This window comes from Solibacillus sp. FSL K6-1781 (assembly GCF_038630735.1).
GTDB classification, from domain to species: Bacteria; Bacillota; Bacilli; order Bacillales_A; family Planococcaceae; genus Solibacillus; species Solibacillus silvestris.
In genome coordinates this window covers 3,368,907-3,386,262 of record NZ_CP152038.1, presented here as the reverse complement: position 1 = coordinate 3,386,262, position 17,356 = coordinate 3,368,907, and the positions used below count along the sequence as shown (strand labels likewise).

The following is a 17,356-nucleotide window of genomic DNA, read 5'->3' as shown; positions in this document are numbered from 1 at the left end:
GGGTGGTAAGATGATTAAATTTGTAAAAGTATTTTTGGTTTTATTTCTTTATTGTTTAATGATTTTTTATTTAAAATATTTTGAATTAGAACCTTTATTTTTCATTGCTAATATTTTATTTTTCTTATCAATTATTATTAGTTTTAAGTTAAAAAATTATTATGATATATTTTTAATTATTGCATTAATCAATCTTTCGATAATATTTGCATTATATGCTTATTTTGAGATCGGTATAATAATATTTTTCATTTTAAGTATAGTTTTATTTCTTTCTTGTTATAGGCTTATTTCTACAAAGGAAAATTCATGAGTTAGTCATTATTTTTCAAAAAAAAAGAGAGTCGTTAAGACTCTCTTTCTTTTTTTATTTTGGAAAAAGGATTTTATATTACAAAAACGTTTACTTATTGTGTTAACGGCACCCAATAAGTGCTGTTCTTCCTTTTTACTTGAACAATCTCTTTAGGACATTAATTTTGATTCTAAAAGCTAGTGTAAATAAATTAGTAGTTATTCAACAATCGGGGGCTTTAGTTGAATAATGATTAGATGGTCTTCTTTATTTACACATTGTAACGGTGATCAATTAGTTTCTTTGATAAGAAACGTTTAGCAAATTACTAAAAAAATATAGAGGGATTTTAGTGACAAAAAGCTAACTCTTCTTTCTGATAGATTGCGAAATGAAATAGCAGAATTTCTAAGTAAAGATATAGATAAATTTAAAAATAAAGTTGTAAATGTACCTTGGGATGAAGATAAATATACCGTTGAGGAAATATTACACCATATAATTGCCCATGAAATTCATCACATTGGTCAACTCTCTATTTGGTCAAGAGAATTAGAACTCAACCCCATACCTGCTAACTTTATTGGTAGAAGGTTTAATTCTATTCATTCTTACTGACTAAAGGAGTCTTTTGTTGAAAAACGATATTCCACAATCGATCGCAATTCTTGAAATAGGAATTGTGCGTTCTTTATGCTTTAATTTTTTCACCTCTTACCAAAAACAACCCCCGACAATCCGCATGTCAAGGGCTGTTCCATTCATTCCTTATTCCTTCACCTGCACAAAAACATATAACTCCGCATAGCGTTGATTGCGATGGGATTGAGCATATTGTACGATGATTTGCAGCTTCGCGCGGTCGTTTTCTGCGGTTAAAGTAGCTTCCTCTACAGATAATTCGCTGTAATTACTTGTAAAGAGGGTGTCTAGTTCCTCCAACGGCCATGCTAAAAGCTCTTGCTCGTCTTTCACTAACACGAGCTGATCCTTCTGTAAACGGAGTTGCATATTGTTTGTTAACTCAAAGCGTCTGTGCGGTGGATTTTGTGAAGCGGATACTTGAACAAAATAATCGTAATGATCAATTGCAGTGATAATCGGTTCATCTCCATTTAAGTTAACAGTATAATAGACTTCATTCATATAATCTTTATACTGTGGCGAGAAACCAAAGATTTTTTCAAAACGTTGATTCGGCAGCCACGCAATGTCATAATCCATACGCTGTAAATAATCAAATTTCTCCGTAATGAATTGTTTATCCTCATTAGAAATTTCCGGATTCGGCTGAACTTCTCCATCGTACATATTGAGCGATTGTAAACGCTCCTGTAGTAGATTTTCCTGATTGTTTTTACTAATCGTAAAAGCATCAACAGGCGGGATGACAGAAAGTAAACTAAACCCGATAAAAATCGGTGCAACAAGCCATTGCTTTTTTGGAATAAATGTCAGGATCAGTGCGATGATGATGGCAAATAAACCGAATAAAATAACAAAATATCGGCCATGTGTAATGCCAGTCTCTCCGATTTTCATGATGGAGACAACGAGCTGATAAAGCACAATGATAAGTAATACTTTCGGGAAAATAAGTCGGAACCATTTCGTTAACCCATTATTAAGTCGGTAGCTTAAAAAGTAGACGATGAGTACAGTTGACGCGAAATACACTAATAATGGTTCGAGTAAATTTTCTGACCAATCGGTGAAATGCAGTGCTATATAAATTACTAAAATCACAGCATACACCATTGTCAGCGGTACAATTACGTACGAAAGCAACACCTCAAGAATATGGGCAGGTTCCTCTTTCTTCATTGTCAAGGACAGGAAGAATAATGGCGTAAACAAACCAAATACAATAGCCGCGATATACTCGATGATATTTGAATTAATCGAAAACAGTAAATAATTGATCGCTGCATAGATGAGCATTAATCCAACAAAGATGATAATGGAGAAGAAGGCTGTGATGAGTATGCTTTTGAAAATATGGAAAAAACGAGCACTGAAGTTTTCCTTTCCGCACCATATAAAGCCCATCATGAGCGCACTGATAACAACGCCTGTTTGGATCGCTAATACAAGATCATTGGAGCTGCTAATCCAGAAGAAAAGCCCTGTAAAAAAAATTGCGATGCTATACGTTATGACATGTTTGGCAAATAAGTCAGCTACAGATGCAGCAAATACAGCAACAACAAGCGTTGCCAGCCATTTTTCGTAATTTGCCACAGTACCGCTAATTTCTGCTACATTCACGAAGAATAAGACGACTAAGAGCACAGTAGCTAGTGGAAATGCTTTGATTGCCTCGGTTATTGCTGCAAATTGTTGAAAGATTCGATTAAACCTCATCAAAGATACCCCCCTTTATGTCTTCATTATATGCTTTTATTTTAGATGCTCAAGCTAATCATTTTCATTGAATCGACAAATAAGTAGTTTTATTAGTTAGAACTTTCAGAAAACTTATTGCATTTTACCAATCAGTATGTTAAATTACTATTCAACGTTTGAAGTATAAACTTCAAAAAATGAATCGTGAAGGAGTGACTTCTTTTGGGTGTTAAAGCAACCACGATTACCGAGCGGATTGAAGCGCATTTTGATCAGCTTTCGAAAGCGCAGAAAAAGGTAGCTCAATTTGTCTTGAAAAATCCAACTTATGTTGGGGTGCATTCGGCTAGTGAAGTAGGTATTGGTGCAGGAACAAGTGAAACAACGGTGATCCGATTTTGCTACGCGATTGGCTTGGCGGGTTATGCACAGCTCCAAAAGGAAGTCACGATGTTCGTTTTTGGAAAGAATACGAATAGTACGTTAGGCAATTATGTGGCATCAAAGGAAGCATTATTCCATGAACCACAGCTTGCAGAAAAGGTCATGGGACAAGTAAGTAATCAAATTATTAATATTGCCCAGCAAATCGACCCTGACCAATTCCAAGATGTTACAAGACGCATGCATCAAGCATCGACGATCTATTTAATCGGTGCTGGTGCTTCACAATTTGCAGGACAGTGGCTGAAGTTCACATTAAATATTTTACGTCCGAATGTACAAGTCGTTGAGTCACATACAGGTGCGCTAATCCGTACATTGCAGGAGATGGATGAGGATGCATTGGTCATCGTCGTATCGTTGCATCGTTATTATAAGGAATCGATTGCATTAGCGAAAATGTTTCATGAGCAGGGGGCCTATACGGTGGCAATGACGGATTCCAATGTGGCACCTATTATCCCTCATGCAGATACTACCTTTGTGTTGCAGCAAACGGAGCTTTCGACGATTGATATGATGCCGGCACTGATTGCTTTTATGAATACACTCGTCGTGGGCATGGTGTCGCATGATAAGGCCTATTATGAGCAACAACGCGAAAAGTTTGATGATTTTCAAAATAGTTTTTTAGCAGATCGATGGAGTTGAGTTGTATGGAAAAAAATTTAAACGAAATATTTGAGCATTTGCATCATCATCCTGAAATAAGCTGGCAGGAGGTAGAAACGACGCAATTTATTGCAGAGCAGTTCATACAAGCAGGATTGACACCCGTATTATTTGAAGGGATGACGGGCTTGTATGTGGATATTGGTCCAGGTATCCCGAAAGTTGGCTTCCGCACAGATATCGACGCCTTATGGCAGGAAGTAGATGGAGTCTTTAAGGCCAATCACTCCTGTGGGCATGATGGGCATATGACGATTGCTCTCGGTGTAGCATTTGCCTTGCAAAAAATGAATCTATCGAGTGCGGTTCGAATTATATTCCAACCAGCAGAGGAAAAGGCAGCTGGTGCGAAGGCGATTGCGGAGCGCGGCATAGTCGATCCGTTGCAGTTTTTATTTGGCACCCATGTACGTCCGCTTGTGGAACTGGCAGAAGGTTATCATGCACCAGCGCTCTATCATGGGGCAGCCAAACTCATTAACGGCACCATTACTGGGATCGAAGCACATGGCGCAAGACCGGAGCAGGGAATAAACGCAATTGAAGTAGCAGCCGCACTAGTCGATGCGCTAAAACGTATATGGATCAAACCTGAGGAAAGCGCCTCGATAAAAATGACCCAAATTCAAGCAGGCGGTGTATCGACAAATATCATTCCAGGCACCGCGACATTCAGTTTAGATGTGCGTGCACAGACGAATGACACCATGGATGCGCTCACAAGGGGCTTACAAAAGGCCATTGATGCTGTCAGTGCATTGTACGGAGCAGCCATTACGACAACGATTGGTGCTCATATTGCGGCAGCACAGGTCGATGAAGAAGCAAAAGCCATTATGCGACAGGCGATTATTGAAACGGTAGGAACCGCGTATTGCGCACCGGATATCGTGACACCGGGGGGCGAGGATTTTCATTTTTATGCGTATACGAAGCCGCATTTAAAAACGACGATGCTCGGCTTAGGCTGTGGCGTCACACCGGGTTTACATCATCCGCAAATGACCTTTAATCAAAATCAGCTTGAGACAGGAGTAGAAATAATTAAACGGGCATTACTTGGCGCGTTACAGTATTTAGAAAGAAGCGATCAGATATGATTTTAATAAAAGAACTCACAACACTAGAGGAAATGCAGCAGGTGCAAGTGCTGGAGCAGCAAATATGGCAAACATCCCCTCTGCCGACACATCAAACATTAACAGCGGTCAAGCATGGTGGCATTATGGTAGGAGCCTATGATGGAGAAAAACTAATCGGCTTTAGCTACGGCTTTGCGGCACTCAACAATGGCAAAACCTATTTATGCTCGCATATGCTTGGCATTGATGAAGCCTATCGTTCTCAAAAAGTTGGCGGAAAGTTGAAAGATGCGCAGCGAGAAATCGCTATTCAAAAAGGCTATGACCTGATGGTATGGACATTTGATCCACTGGAAACACGCAATGGATACTTAAACTTAACGAAGCTGAACGGCATTTGTGATACGTACCTGGAAAACTGCTACGGCGAAATGCAGGATGGCTTTAATAAAGGGTTACCATCGGATCGTTTTGAAGTGCATTGGCATTTAACGTCTGATTATGTAGCGCTGTCTATCCAACCTGATATCGAAAATCCGGAACCGCTTGGCGAAATGGTTTGGGAGCAGGACAATTTATGCAGGATCAAGTTTCATAAAGTAGATTTCACGAAGCCTGTTTATACATTACCTGTTCCAAAAGATTTCCAACAATTAAAGGCATCAAGTCAGCTGCATGCGATGCACTGGCGATTAGCTGTGCGAGAAACTTGCCAGGCATTATTTGCTGCCGGCTACGCAGCTGTTCGCTTGCAGCAGCAGGAAACGTGGAATGAATATATTTTTGTTCGAAAAGACACATTAGCACTTGGAGGCAGCAAACATGAAAATTACCGAAATTACAATTAGGCATTTACAAATGAAGCTAAAGGCACCTTTCACAACAAGCTTTGGTACCTTCACAAATAGAGATTTTTTATTACTGGAAGCAAAAGATGAACAAGGTACAATTGGCTGGGGTGAATCTGTAGCTTTCCACTCACCATGGTATAACGAAGAAACGTTAAAAACGAACTGGCATATGCTGGAGGATTATTTGATTCCGTTAATCTTAAATAAAGAGATCAGCCATCCAGATGAAGTAAGTGCTATTTTTGAGCCAATCCGTAAAAATAATATGGCGAAATCAACAATTGAAGGCGCAATTTGGGATATTTATGCCCAACAAACGAATCAAACACTAGCAGCTGCCCTTGGCGGTACAAAGGATCAAATCGAAGTAGGAATTAGTATCGGAATCCAAAAATCGATCGATGATTTAGTCGCTTTAGTAGATGAATATGTGCGGGATGGTTATAAGCGGATCAAAGTAAAAATCAAGCCAGGCTGGGATGTGGAAGTGATGCGTACACTCCGTGAAAAATTCCCGGATGTGGCGATTATGGCAGATGCCAACTCTGCTTATCGTCTGGAAGATGCGGCTCTTTTAAAGCAACTTGATGAATTTAACTTAACAATGGTGGAACAGCCGTTAGCTTCGGATGATATTATCGATCATGCAACACTACAAAAACAGATGACAACACCAATTTGCTTGGATGAGAGTATTCACTCATTAGAGGATGCACGTAAAGCAATCGAAATCGGTGCGACAAAAATTATTAATATTAAAATCGGTCGTGTTGGCGGCTTAACAGAAGCGAAGAAAATTCATGACTATTGCGAATCAAAGGGCATTCCGGTATGGTGTGGCGGTATGCTGGAGTCGGGTGTGGGGCGTGCACATAATGTAGCACTGACAACTTTATCGAACTTTATTCTGCCAGGGGATACAGCGAGCTCGAATCGCTACTGGGAAAAGGATATTATCGAGCCTGAGGTAGTGGCGGAAAATGGTTATATCCAGGTGCCGCAAACAGCTGGCATCGGCTATGCGATCAATCGTGAAACAGTGGAATCTTATACGGTCGAAAAGAAAACATATAACTAATAAAAACAACTCCTTAAGCATAAATGTTTGTGCTTAAGGAAATTTATGGACTATTTTATCAGAAAATTCAAACAATAAGAAGGTGCATTATGAAAAGAAGTTTACAAATAGGAGGTGCTTTCGTCGGTTTAATTGTCGGCGCGGGCTTCGCCTCTGGTCAGGAAATTATGCAGTATTTTACAAGTTTCGGTACACTGGGGCTAGTTGGGGGAATTCTCGCTTCTTTAGCGTTTGCCTTTTTAGGTATGACGTTGGCACAGCTAGGATCGGAAATGCAGGTTGCTTCACATAAAGGAGTTATTTATCAAATTAGTGGTCGATATTTAGGCTTCATTTTAGACTTCCTGATTACGTTCTTCTTATTTGGGGTAGCGGTCGTGATGTTTGCAGGTTCTGGCTCTACATTCAATCAAATGTTTGGCATTGATCCTATGGTCGGCAGCATTATCATGGTTGGTTTAACGATTGCGACATTATTATTAAATGTGAAAAACATCATTAATATAATTGCGAGTGTAACTCCGTATTTAATGGGGGTTATCTTTGTTATCTTAATCTATTCAATCTTTACGATGGATCTTTCGTGGTCACAAGCAGATAACTTAGCGAAGGAGCAGCCGGCAGCGGCAGGAAATTGGTTTATTGGCGCATTATTGTATGTTTCTTATAATATCGCTGCGGGTGCTGCACTGTTAATCGTCATGGGTGGTACAGAGAAAGATAGTAAAGTAGCAGGGCGCGGAGGTATTTTTGGCGGGATTATGCTAGGTCTATTAATTATTCTGATTAATGTCGCGATGTTCGTAAAAATCGACGTGGTGGCAGGGGTAGATATGCCAACATTAGAGCTGGCCAATCAAATTCATCCAGCGGTAGGTGTTCTTATGTCAATCGCACTCTTAGGAATGATGTACAATACTGCAGTCGGTATGTTCTATGCCTTTACCGTACGCTTCTTTGCACCAGAATCGAAGTCATTCAAGCCAGCTGTTATCGTCGTTGGTTTGGCAGGATTTGCTGCAAGCCTAGTTGGCTTCACAAGTTTAGTAGGGAAAGTTTACTCAACGATGGGCTATTTAGGGTTTGCTTTAATTCTTGTCGTGATTGTTGCATGGATTCGACGAAAAAAGTTGAAACAATCGGAATCTATGTATTTTAAACATCTTTCGAATAGGGAAGTGTCCTAGACTTTAGTTAGTTATAACGCTGCTTTAGATTAATATATACACATTACAAAAAGCTCTAATTGCTGTGATATCAGTGTTTAGAGCTTTTTCTGATTGAATAATATTTATGCAGTAATTTATACAGAGAAGTTACACCAGTGATGCAACAGTATTTTAGCTTATAGAGGCAGTTTCCCATATTGTAACAAATCGTGTATATTTCTTATAATGACATGAAAAATGGAGTTATCAATGAAAAAATACAACTTTATTAAAAAACAATTATCCAAAACAAATAAGAAGAATGACGAAAACTATGTAGTATCACGGATATGGCATTTGCTGAATAACCCGGATGTGAAAATGATCACTCAGCAATATATCGTCCGCGATGTAGAAACAAAAACATACGCGCTGGCAGATATCTACTTTCCACAAATTAATATGATTATTGAAATTGATGAGCCCTATCATTTATCAGAAGAAATGGTGCTGAGTGATTCTATGCGTCAACATGATATCGTACAAGCGATTGAATGTGAGATCATTCGTATAAAAGTTATCAATGATTTGCAGGAAATGAATGAAAGAATCGACTCAGTAGTTTTACATATTCGTCAACGGTTTGAAACAATGGATTATAAGGTGTGGGATGTTGAACAGGAGTATAACCCAATGACTTACGTACATAGAGGATACTTGGATGCAACGGAGCACATTGCCTTCAAAACGGTAAAAGATTGCTGTAACTGTTTTGGGGCGGGGTATAAAGGATTGCAAGGAAGTGGGGCCAAACATAAGTTTCAGGAGGCGATCGATATCAAAGCGTTAAAATTTTATCCGAATGCCAGTTGGGACAATGAACTAAACGCGGACGAGCAATTCTTCACAGAGTATCATACCGACTCAGAATTTAATACGGCCTATATGAAGAAACGACTGTATGAGCTGAGACAAGAAATTGCGTTATTTGCTCATGTCCGAAGTGAATTTGGTGGGTTTGAATATGTATTTAAAGGATGGTACAAAGTGAATCAGAAGCGAACGCTGGAGTTAGGGAAGGTTTGTTATGAGCGTGTATCAACAATAATGCCGACGTATTTTGAAGGGAATCAAGAGCCGTTTGAGAAAGTGGCAAAAGCCATCTACAATAATCGTGAAGTTGCATTTTTCTATGACAAGGATGAGCTTCACCGCTTTCAGGAGAAGTACAAGAAGGCGGAAATTACATACGAATTAATATAAAATCCTCTAAAGTGCCCTCTGAAATTTTTAAGTCTACTAGCCCTTATAGTATGTATCCAAATTAGTGTAGCAGATTGGGCGGAATCGGTCTTATTTGTATAAAATTTAATCTAAAAACCAACAAAAAATCCAAACAAAAAGGAGTAGCAACTACTCCTTTTCTTAAACTATTATACAGGAATATTAGTTTCTAGGATCTACATAATCCGGATAATCAGAAATAATTGCGTCAACGCCCATTTTGAATAGGAAGTCTGCTGCTTCTTGACTACGAACCGTCCACGAACCAATTTGCATTCCAAGAGAGTGAACTTGATTCACTAATTCTTTCGTCACAATTCCATAACTTGGGTTAAACCAATCCGCATAAGTTGAAAATTCCTGTAAAGCTTCTAATGTTGTATCTGCTCGGTTAGAAGTTAATACACCGATTGGAACTTTAGGAAGAAGCTGATCCATTTTTTTTATTGATTCAAAGTTAAAAGATTGAATAATGATTTTTTCATTTTGTGGTTTATGGAGATTTCGTTCTATTAATGCTGCTGCTACTTGTTCTTCAATACCAGGGTAAAGCTCTGGAGCCTTTAATTCTATTAAAATTCCAATTTTCCCATGGTAATGATCTAGAATTTCTTCAAATGTTGGGATTGGTTCTCCTGCAAATTGTTCTCCTTTCCAACTACCTGCATCAAGACTTCTAAGCTGTTCCAATGTTAAATCTCCAACTTTTCCCGTTCCATCTGTTGTACGATCTACCGTGGTATCATGAATCAATACTAATTCACCATCTTTACTTCTTTGAACATCGATTTCAATATAATCGGCTTTCATATCAACTGCTAGATCAAAAGCGGCAATCGTATTTTCAGGTGTATAAGCTGTTGCGCCACGGTGTGCTACATTACTCACTTGTTTTCTTTCACCTACTGTTGGTTGTTCTGCAAATGATTGACTGAACGGGGTTAATAATAACGATAAGGCCATACCTGTTCCCACTAATAGTTTTTTGCTCAATTCTCCATCTCCTATCTAAAATATGATTCAAATTTATTTTAGAAAAGAAATGTTAATAGAATATATAGATCTATGTATAGCTTAATAAAGATTATGTTAACGAAATTCGCTCTTTTTCCTTACGATTTTTTACAAAACTAGTAATAGAATAGTAATGGATTTGTATTCTCTACTGCTTTATTTTACCTACTACACGTACCTGTTTTATTTAAATGTATGGAGTTCCAGCAAATAGTCGCAGAGAACCGTTCCCATAAGTAAATGAGGTTTTTATTAAATGTGCACCTACTATAGTTTCCGTTTTATCTTCCAATCTTGGTATAATACTTATATTAAGTAAGGAAGTGTATTCAACGGATTCCAATAGGGAGTTTTATACATAGAGTAATAGAATGGGAAGGAGCAGACTACAATTAATGAACAACAAAAATAAAACGGTTGTCCGTTCGATGGATATATTAAATTTATTTATAGAGAATACGGAATTAACCTTTCAAGAAATTATTGATCTATCGGGGATTCCGAAATCTTCGGTCTATCGAATGCTCAGGTCATTAGAGGAAATGGAGTTCTTGGAAAAGGGAAGCGATTCGAAATACCGACTTGGACTTTTGTTTCTCAAATTCGGTCAGCTGGTTTTAGGCAGGATTGATTTACGTAAGGTTGCTTATCCATTTATGCATGAATTACATAATGATGTGAAGGAAGCCATTAACTTAATTGTTAAAGATGGAGATGAAGCCATCTATATTGAGAAAATAGACACAAAACAAAAGGTGCGTTTGTATACTTCGATCGGCAGGAAAAGTCCGCTTTATGCCGGTGCCTGTTCACGTGCAATCTTGTCCTTTTTACCGGATTCAGAAGTGGAGACATATCTCGAATCGATCAATCCAAAATCGTTTGCTAACGGGACAATTACTGAAAAAGATGAAATTTATGAAACGATCAAACAAGCGAGAATCGATGGATATACAATCAGTCATTCTGAATTGGAAAACCATACAGCTGCCATTGCTGCCCCGATTTTTAATCACAACGGAGAAGTTATTGCGGGAATCAGTATCGCAGGGATCGAAGCGAATTATCAGGATGAGAACATTGAAATCTATGCAAAGAAGGTAAAAAAAGTTGCTGAGGCTATTTCAATGCAATTAGGCTATAGCAAATAACAGGAACGAGGCGGTCTCTGCATCAATTGGATGCGAGACCGCCTCGTTTTGCTTCTAAATACGGTTATGTATCGATTTTCATATGCTCTTATTTATGAAGTGCTTTAAACTGAATACCCATTGCTAATTTACGCAGCAACTGCTCTTGTTTGATTAATTCTACTTCTGCTTGTTCAAGGGAAAACTTCTTGAACTGAATGTTAGAGTTTGGCTGCATCTGTGCTAAACAAGGGAGGTCAACAGAAATGACTTGACCGATTTTTGGATAACCACCTGTCGTTTGTCGATCAACCATCAGAATAATAGGCTGGCCGTTTGAAGGCACTTGAATCGTACCGTACGTAACTCCTTCCGATAACAATTCAAATTTCTCGGAAAGGCTGAGTGGTTCGCCATCCAACCGATAGCCCATTCGATCAGCTTGAGTCGTTAATTTATAGGGCTTTGAGAAAAACGCTTGTTGGCTTTCAATATCGAAACGCTCGAACTCAGCACCATGTAACACCCTGATTGTTTGAGTTTTATCGAATGATAGAAACTCTGTATAATCGACAGACCAATTAAAGTGAGTCGTCATTTTTTCGAGCTGATGAACAAATGCCTGACTGAGTGGATTGAAGTCTCCGCTGTCCAATACATCTCCTTTTTGTAATGCTCTTCCTTGAAGCCCTCCTATAGTTGCGCGCAAATAAGTGCTTTTACTTCCCATAACTTCAGGCACCACGATTCCGCCAGCGAATGCCACGTAGGCTCTGCACCCATTAATAGCTGACTTGAATTGTAAAACAGATCCTTTGCGAATCAGCACAGGCCTCCACATTGGAGCTTTCTCTCCGTCAATCGTAGGCTGCAGGTCTCCACCTGTAATGGCAACTAACTCATCCGTGTCAAATTGGAGAGTTGTTCCTAAAAGAGTGATTTCAAGTGCTCCTTCGCCTTCGTCATTTCCAACAAGTAAATTTGCAATCCTGAGAGAAATCGGATCCATTGCGCCACTTACGATGACGCCAAACTTTTGTGAACCGAATCTCCCTAAATCTTGAATCGTAGTCATTAATCCAGGATGAAGTATTTTAATGCTCATTGTTTCATCTCCTTATAGACAGCATACTCTTCAAGCGTTATCGGCACATAGAGGATTCTATCACCGGCCTGTAACAGAGTTGGCGGTGAAAGTTCCGGAAGAAACAAATCAAGCGGAGTTCTGCCGATAATTTGCCATCCTCCGGGAGTTTCCAGCGGGTAGATGCCTGTTTGTTTACCAGCAATTCCTACAGATCCCGGTGCGATGGCTAGACGTGGTGAATCTTTACGTGGTGTTGCAATTCTTTCATCCATCCCGCCCATAAACGGAAAACCAGGAGCAAAGCCAATCATATAAACTAAGTACTCATTTGACGAATGTATTTGAATTACATCTTCAACAGAAAGTCCGTGATAACTTGCTACATATTCCAAATCCGGACCAAACTCTCCTCCATACACGACTGGTATTGTTATTAGCCGTTGTTCCGATGTTTCACTTGTTTCTAATCGATCCAGCAGCGATAAAATAATTGCACTTACTTTGTTATAGGGACTTGCTGAATCTTTATCCGTGTTGGACATAAAGACGGCAACAGGATTGTAATAAATGGTCAAGCTATTATAAGACGGCACAGATTCAATCAATCCTGTAAACGGTTCTTTTTCTAATAGATTGGAAAGATTTTTAACTTTCTCATGGATGGCAAGGCTGATTCCGTCACCTAACTGAATGACGAGCGCAGAATCCCCTAAGGGCCTTATGTGTGCATTAATTTTCTGATAGGCCATTCTAAACAGCTCCTCAAGGTTTCGAATTTTGGTATTTATGTTTTTTAATTCGGATATTGCTAACATTATAATTTGTTTTCAAATTTAAAATCAAGTGTGTATGTTAAGAATATTGCGTTATTTACAATTTTCGAATAATTTTGCAAATAATATATTCAAGCGAAAATATTTATGCTAGAATTTGTTTTAGTTTTAAAACTACTGTTCCGAATTTCGGGAACAGCGAAAATAATTACTAATTATTAAACGATTATCAATGGAGGGGAGAAATATGTTTCAAGTAGATTTGAATTGTGATTTAGGGGAGAGTTTTGGTCGCTATAAGCTTGGGGAGCAGGAAGAAATTTTGAAATACGTTACATCTGCCAATATTGCCTGCGGTTTTCATGGCGGAGATCCGAGCGTGATGAGAGAAACCGTGAAGATGGCCATTGCCAATGGTGTCAAAATTGGTGCGCATCCTGGTTTGCCGGATTTGAACGGATTCGGGCGAAGAGAAATGGCGATTACTCCTCAAGAAGGGTATGACATGGTCGTCTATCAAATTGGTGCATTGCAAGGATTTTTAATGACATTTAATGAAAAAATGCAGCATGTAAAACCCCATGGTGCGCTGTACAATATGGCGGCAAAGGATCCAAAACTTGCCGAAGCGATTGCACAAGCAGTATATGATGTATCCCCATCCTTGATATTATTTGGACTTTCCGGCAGTGAATTGACGAAGGCCGGAGAGAAGATTGGTTTACGAACGGCACACGAAGTATTTGCAGATCGCACGTATCAAGCAGACGGGTCATTGACTTCTCGATCCCAAAAGAATGCAATGATTACAGATCAAGAGCAATCTGTTGCGCAAATAGTGAAAATGGTGACAAAAGGAATCGTAGTTTCAGAGCAAAAAACAGAAGTTCCGCTGCGTGCAGATACGATTTGTATTCACGGTGATGGTGCACATGCACTAGCCTTTGCAAAATATATAAACGAAACATTGACTAAGAACAATATTACTGTAGATGCAATTTGTAAGTTGGAGGTTCAAAATGAAAAATCCTAAAACTGATGCAACACAAAAAGATGTCAACGTTACGGGGAAAAAGAAGGTAAGTAGAAGTGTTTTACTTGGAGCTGCCTTTTTAATGGCCACATCATCGATTGGACCGGGCTTTTTGACACAAACTACTGTATTTACACAGCAATTAGCTGCAAGCTTTGCCTTTGTAATTTTAATTTCATTATTACTAGACATCTTTTCACAAATGAATATTTGGAGAATCATTGCCGTTTCCGGATTGCGTGGACAAGAAATTGCCAACAAGGTGTTACCTGGACTGGGAGTTGTTTTGGCAATACTAATCGTATTTGGCGGTTTGGCATTTAATATCGGGAACGTAGCTGGTGCAGGCTTGGGTCTGAATGCCATGCTTGGCTGGGATCCGATTACAGGGGCTGTTGTTAGTGCGATTTTAGCAATTTTTATTTTTGTTGTGAAAGAAGCAGGGAAAGCGATGGATAAATTCGCACAAATTGCAGGGATTGTAATGATTCTCCTCATGCTGTACGTGGCATTTACTACATCGCCGCCGGTTGGAGAGGCGATTGTGAATACGTTTAAACCGGAGCAAATCAGTATATTCGCTATTGTTACGCTTGTTGGTGGAACGGTAGGAGGATATATTACGTTTGCAGGCGGACACCGTCTATTGGATGCTGGTATTAAAGGTGTTGAATCACTGCCGGAAGTTACAAAAAGCTCTGTTACAGGGATTCTTGTTACCGGTGTTATGCGTGTGGCATTATTCTTGGCCGTACTTGGAGTAGTATCAAAAGGACTAGCGATCGATCCAGCGAATCCGCCAGCTTCTGTATTCCAGCTAGCTGCAGGTGACATTGGTTATCGTATGTTTGGTGTCATTATGTGGGCTGCGGCGGTAACATCTGTTGTAGGAGCTGCATATACGTCGGTTTCATTTATCCGAACGTTTCACCCTCTTATTGAGAAATTCCAAAATTGGGTTATCATTGCGTTTATCGTTATTTCAACAGTAACGTTTGCTTTTGTTGGAAAGCCGGTAACAATCTTGCTTATCGTAGGCGCGTTGAATGCTTTTATTTTGCCAATCGGTTTAGGTACATTACTAATTGCTGCACATAAGAAAAATATTGTTGGTACATATAAACATCCAATCTGGTTGACGGTTACGGGCGCTTTTGTCGTTGTAATCATGGGTATTTTAAGTGTCGTGACTTTAATTGAACAAGTACCATTGGTTTTTAAATAAGGTAATAAGAAGACAAATTCGGGAGGGGCTTTATGGTGAACTATGAAATGTTAGAGCCGGAAGAAATAAGAGAGTTGATAAGGAAGCAAGAGATTACTGGACCGACTGCAGGAATGTCAAAAGGTAATACACAAGCGAACTTGGTTATTTTAAAAAAGGAACATGCCTTTGACTTTTTGCTTTTCTGTCAGCGTAATCCGAAGTCATGCCCTTTATTGGACGTGACGGAGCCTGGTTCATATATTCCTGCTATGATTGCCGAAAATGCAGATATCCGTAAAGACATCCCGAAATATCGTATTTACCGGGATGGTGTGTTTACAGAAGAAGTCGCAGATATTACGGAGTACTGGGAAGATGATATGGTCGGCTTCTTGATCGGTTGTAGCTTTACATTTGAAACCCCACTCCTTGAGAGCGGTATTCCGATTAGACATATCGAGGAAAACTGTAATGTTCCGATGTACAAAACGAACATTATGTGTAACAAAGCAGGTATGTTCGAGGGGCCGACAGTCGTTAGTATGCGACCAATGACGCCAGAGGATGCCATCCGTGCTGTCCAGATTACATCACGTTTCCCGGCAGTTCACGGTGCGCCAATACATATTGGGGATCCTGGCCAAATTGGTATCAAGGATATATCAAAACCTGATTTTGGAGATGCTGTCCCATTCAAGCCAGGGGAGGTTCCGGTATTTTGGGCTTGTGGTGTGACGCCTCAAGCTGTTGCGATGGAAAGTAAGCCTTCGATTATGATTACTCATTCACCAGGACATATGTTCATCAGTGATATAAAGGATGAAGCATTCAGTGTGTTATAGATGTATGTGAAATCATACTTTCATAGTAAGATAGATCGTAAAGGTAGGGTGTGGAAATACTCTTACTAATGTGAGGCGATGCAACCGTGCATCGTCTCTTTGAACTTTGCAGTGACTATAGGGACATGCTTTTTGCCGATGAAAGGGGATTTGATAGTGTTTAAAAAATCGACTGCTGCACTTATTGCCCTCATCTTAATTTGGGGCGCGAGCTGGCCAATCAATAAATTAGCGGTACCCTACTCACCGCCATTGCTTTATGCCGGACTTCGTGCGCTTTTAGGAGGCATCCTGCTGACAGTTATCATTTGGAAGACTAGGAAAAGAGTCAATTGGCGGGAAAACTGGCAAAAGTATTGTATTGGGGCTTTCTTTAACACGATCCTGTTTTTCGGACTTCAGACTGCAGGATTGCTCTACTTACCAAGTGGATTATTTTCCGTACTTGTCTATTTTCAACCGATTTTGCTTGGCCTTTTCGCTTGGCTATTACTTGGTGAATATTTAACACCAGTCAAAATCCTCGGTTTGTTTCTAGGATTTGTAGGGGTAGCGGTCGTTAGTGTGGATGGTCTGACAGTCCATGTCTCAGCAATCGGCGTTACGCTTGGGTTACTAACTGCTGTAAGCTGGGCGTTCGGAGTAATATATGTAAAGAAAATAAGCAAAGAAGTAGATGCGTATTGGATGGTAGCACTTCAATGTATCATTGGCGGGGTTTTTCTTTTAGGTACCGGATCGGTGTTTGAAAGCTGGTCTGCCATCGAATGGAATCGGAATTATCTGTCAGGGCTCGGCTTTGGTGCGACCATTGGCATACCGTTAGCCTACATCCTTTACTACAATCTAGTTAACGCTGGTGAGGCAAGCAAAGTTGGTTCCTATACGTTTCTCATTCCGATTGTCGCTGTTCTTCTCGGAGTGCTATTCTTAGGAGAAACGGTGACATATTCACTGGTTATCGGGATGCTGCTAGTAGCCATAAGCATTTATTTTGTGAATTTCCAGTATAAAACGAAAAACAAAAGAATCAGTAAGGATTAAAGAATTGTGCACTGATACCGCCTCGA

Annotated in this window: 15 protein-coding genes and 1 pseudogene; 12 read left to right on the top strand and 4 right to left on the bottom strand. The window is 39.6% G+C overall.

From position 1 onward, the window contains the following. Positions 1-676: 676 nt before the first annotated feature. Positions 677-913, top strand: a pseudogene (locus MHH37_RS17170) (DinB family protein); the annotation flags it as partial. 150 nt (positions 914-1,063) lie between these two features. On the opposite strand, the gene MHH37_RS17165 reads toward MHH37_RS17170, so the two are convergent. Continuing rightward, entirely contained in the window at positions 1,064-2,659 is a 1,596-nt protein-coding gene (locus MHH37_RS17165) for a DUF4153 domain-containing protein (protein WP_342573986.1), read from the bottom strand. A 204-nt stretch (positions 2,660-2,863) separates the two neighbouring features. On the opposite strand from MHH37_RS17165, the gene MHH37_RS17160 reads away from it, so the two are divergent. The 6 genes from MHH37_RS17160 (at position 2,864) to MHH37_RS17135 (ending at position 9,179) form a co-directional block, all read left to right on the top strand. Further along, positions 2,864-3,736, top strand: a complete 873-nt coding sequence (locus MHH37_RS17160) for a MurR/RpiR family transcriptional regulator (RefSeq protein ID WP_342573985.1) — start codon at positions 2,864-2,866, stop codon at positions 3,734-3,736. A 5-nt stretch (positions 3,737-3,741) separates the two neighbouring features. Next, positions 3,742-4,857: an amidohydrolase gene (locus tag MHH37_RS17155; RefSeq protein WP_342573984.1), complete on the top strand. Its 1,116-nt coding sequence runs from the start codon at positions 3,742-3,744 to the stop codon at positions 4,855-4,857. After that, positions 4,854-5,687: a GNAT family N-acetyltransferase gene (locus MHH37_RS17150; protein WP_342573983.1), complete on the top strand. Its 834-nt coding sequence runs from the start codon at positions 4,854-4,856 to the stop codon at positions 5,685-5,687. Before MHH37_RS17155 ends, MHH37_RS17150 begins: the two co-directional genes overlap by 4 nt. Next, entirely contained in the window at positions 5,662-6,768 is a 1,107-nt protein-coding gene (gene menC, locus MHH37_RS17145; protein WP_342573982.1) for an o-succinylbenzoate synthase, read from the top strand. Before MHH37_RS17150 ends, menC begins: the two co-directional genes overlap by 26 nt. An 89-nt stretch (positions 6,769-6,857) precedes the next feature. Continuing rightward, the gene (locus tag MHH37_RS17140) at positions 6,858-7,955 is read left to right on the top strand and encodes a hypothetical protein (RefSeq protein WP_342573980.1); all 1,098 of its coding nucleotides are present in this window, start codon (positions 6,858-6,860) and stop codon (positions 7,953-7,955) included. A 231-nt stretch (positions 7,956-8,186) separates the two neighbouring features. Next, positions 8,187-9,179 carry an AbaSI family restriction endonuclease gene (locus tag MHH37_RS17135; protein WP_342573978.1) on the top strand — a complete coding sequence of 331 codons (993 nt, stop codon included), beginning with the start codon at positions 8,187-8,189 and terminating at the stop codon, positions 9,177-9,179. A 183-nt stretch (positions 9,180-9,362) separates the two neighbouring features. Here the strand turns inward: MHH37_RS17135 and MHH37_RS17130 are convergent, their stop codons facing one another. Next, positions 9,363-10,193 carry a glycerophosphodiester phosphodiesterase family protein gene (locus MHH37_RS17130; protein WP_342573976.1) on the bottom strand — a complete coding sequence of 277 codons (831 nt, stop codon included), beginning with the start codon at positions 10,191-10,193 and terminating at the stop codon, positions 9,363-9,365. A gap of 416 nt (positions 10,194-10,609) precedes the next feature. On the opposite strand from MHH37_RS17130, the gene MHH37_RS17125 reads away from it, so the two are divergent. Then, complete coding sequence (locus tag MHH37_RS17125; protein ID WP_342573975.1) at positions 10,610-11,365, top strand: IclR family transcriptional regulator; 756 nt, start codon at positions 10,610-10,612, stop codon at positions 11,363-11,365. A gap of 88 nt (positions 11,366-11,453) precedes the next feature. Here MHH37_RS17125 and MHH37_RS17120 read toward each other — a convergent pair whose 3' ends face one another. Both MHH37_RS17120 and pxpB read right to left on the bottom strand, forming a co-directional pair. Continuing rightward, positions 11,454-12,449, bottom strand: coding sequence for a biotin-dependent carboxyltransferase family protein (locus MHH37_RS17120; protein ID WP_342573974.1), 996 nt, complete (start codon positions 12,447-12,449; stop codon positions 11,454-11,456). Beyond that, on the bottom strand, positions 12,446-13,180 hold the full coding sequence (pxpB, locus tag MHH37_RS17115) for a 5-oxoprolinase subunit PxpB (RefSeq protein ID WP_342573973.1): 735 nt from the start codon (positions 13,178-13,180) through the stop codon (positions 12,446-12,448). Before pxpB ends, MHH37_RS17120 begins: the two co-directional genes overlap by 4 nt. Positions 13,181-13,451: 271 nt before the next feature. Here pxpB and MHH37_RS17110 point away from each other — a divergent pair, with 271 nt between their 5' ends. The 4 genes from MHH37_RS17110 (at position 13,452) to MHH37_RS17095 (ending at position 17,330) form a co-directional block, all read left to right on the top strand. Then, a complete protein-coding gene (locus MHH37_RS17110; protein WP_342573972.1) occupies positions 13,452-14,237 on the top strand; it encodes a 5-oxoprolinase subunit PxpA in 786 nt (261 codons plus the stop codon). Continuing rightward, positions 14,224-15,462, top strand: a complete 1,239-nt coding sequence (locus tag MHH37_RS17105; RefSeq protein WP_342573971.1) for an NRAMP family divalent metal transporter — start codon at positions 14,224-14,226, stop codon at positions 15,460-15,462. The genes MHH37_RS17110 and MHH37_RS17105 overlap by 14 nt, the downstream gene beginning before the upstream one ends. 32 nt (positions 15,463-15,494) lie before the next feature. After that, positions 15,495-16,286 carry a putative hydro-lyase gene (locus MHH37_RS17100; RefSeq protein ID WP_342573970.1) on the top strand — a complete coding sequence of 264 codons (792 nt, stop codon included), beginning with the start codon at positions 15,495-15,497 and terminating at the stop codon, positions 16,284-16,286. Between the two features lie 138 nt (positions 16,287-16,424). Beyond that, positions 16,425-17,330 (top strand): DMT family transporter, encoded by a 906-nt coding sequence (locus MHH37_RS17095; protein WP_342576283.1) that lies wholly within the window; start codon positions 16,425-16,427, stop codon positions 17,328-17,330. Positions 17,331-17,356: the final 26 nt, after the last annotated feature.

Coding starts and splice junctions, on each gene's coding strand:
- MHH37_RS17105 (WP_342573971.1), top strand. CDS start 14,224: ATGAAAAATCCTAAAACTGATGCAACACAAAAAGATGTCAACGTTACG.
- MHH37_RS17165 (WP_342573986.1), bottom strand. CDS start 2,659: ATGAGGTTTAATCGAATCTTTCAACAATTTGCAGCAATAACCGAGGCA.
- menC (WP_342573982.1), top strand. CDS start 5,662: ATGAAAATTACCGAAATTACAATTAGGCATTTACAAATGAAGCTAAAG.
- MHH37_RS17140 (WP_342573980.1), top strand. CDS start 6,858: ATGAAAAGAAGTTTACAAATAGGAGGTGCTTTCGTCGGTTTAATTGTC.
- MHH37_RS17125 (WP_342573975.1), top strand. CDS start 10,610: ATGAACAACAAAAATAAAACGGTTGTCCGTTCGATGGATATATTAAAT.
- MHH37_RS17135 (WP_342573978.1), top strand. CDS start 8,187: ATGAAAAAATACAACTTTATTAAAAAACAATTATCCAAAACAAATAAG.
- MHH37_RS17110 (WP_342573972.1), top strand. CDS start 13,452: ATGTTTCAAGTAGATTTGAATTGTGATTTAGGGGAGAGTTTTGGTCGC.
- MHH37_RS17095 (WP_342576283.1), top strand. CDS start 16,425: ATGAAAGGGGATTTGATAGTGTTTAAAAAATCGACTGCTGCACTTATT.
- MHH37_RS17100 (WP_342573970.1), top strand. CDS start 15,495: ATGGTGAACTATGAAATGTTAGAGCCGGAAGAAATAAGAGAGTTGATA.
- pxpB (WP_342573973.1), bottom strand. CDS start 13,180: ATGGCCTATCAGAAAATTAATGCACACATAAGGCCCTTAGGGGATTCT.
- MHH37_RS17155 (WP_342573984.1), top strand. CDS start 3,742: ATGGAAAAAAATTTAAACGAAATATTTGAGCATTTGCATCATCATCCT.
- MHH37_RS17150 (WP_342573983.1), top strand. CDS start 4,854: ATGATTTTAATAAAAGAACTCACAACACTAGAGGAAATGCAGCAGGTG.
- MHH37_RS17120 (WP_342573974.1), bottom strand. CDS start 12,449: ATGAGCATTAAAATACTTCATCCTGGATTAATGACTACGATTCAAGAT.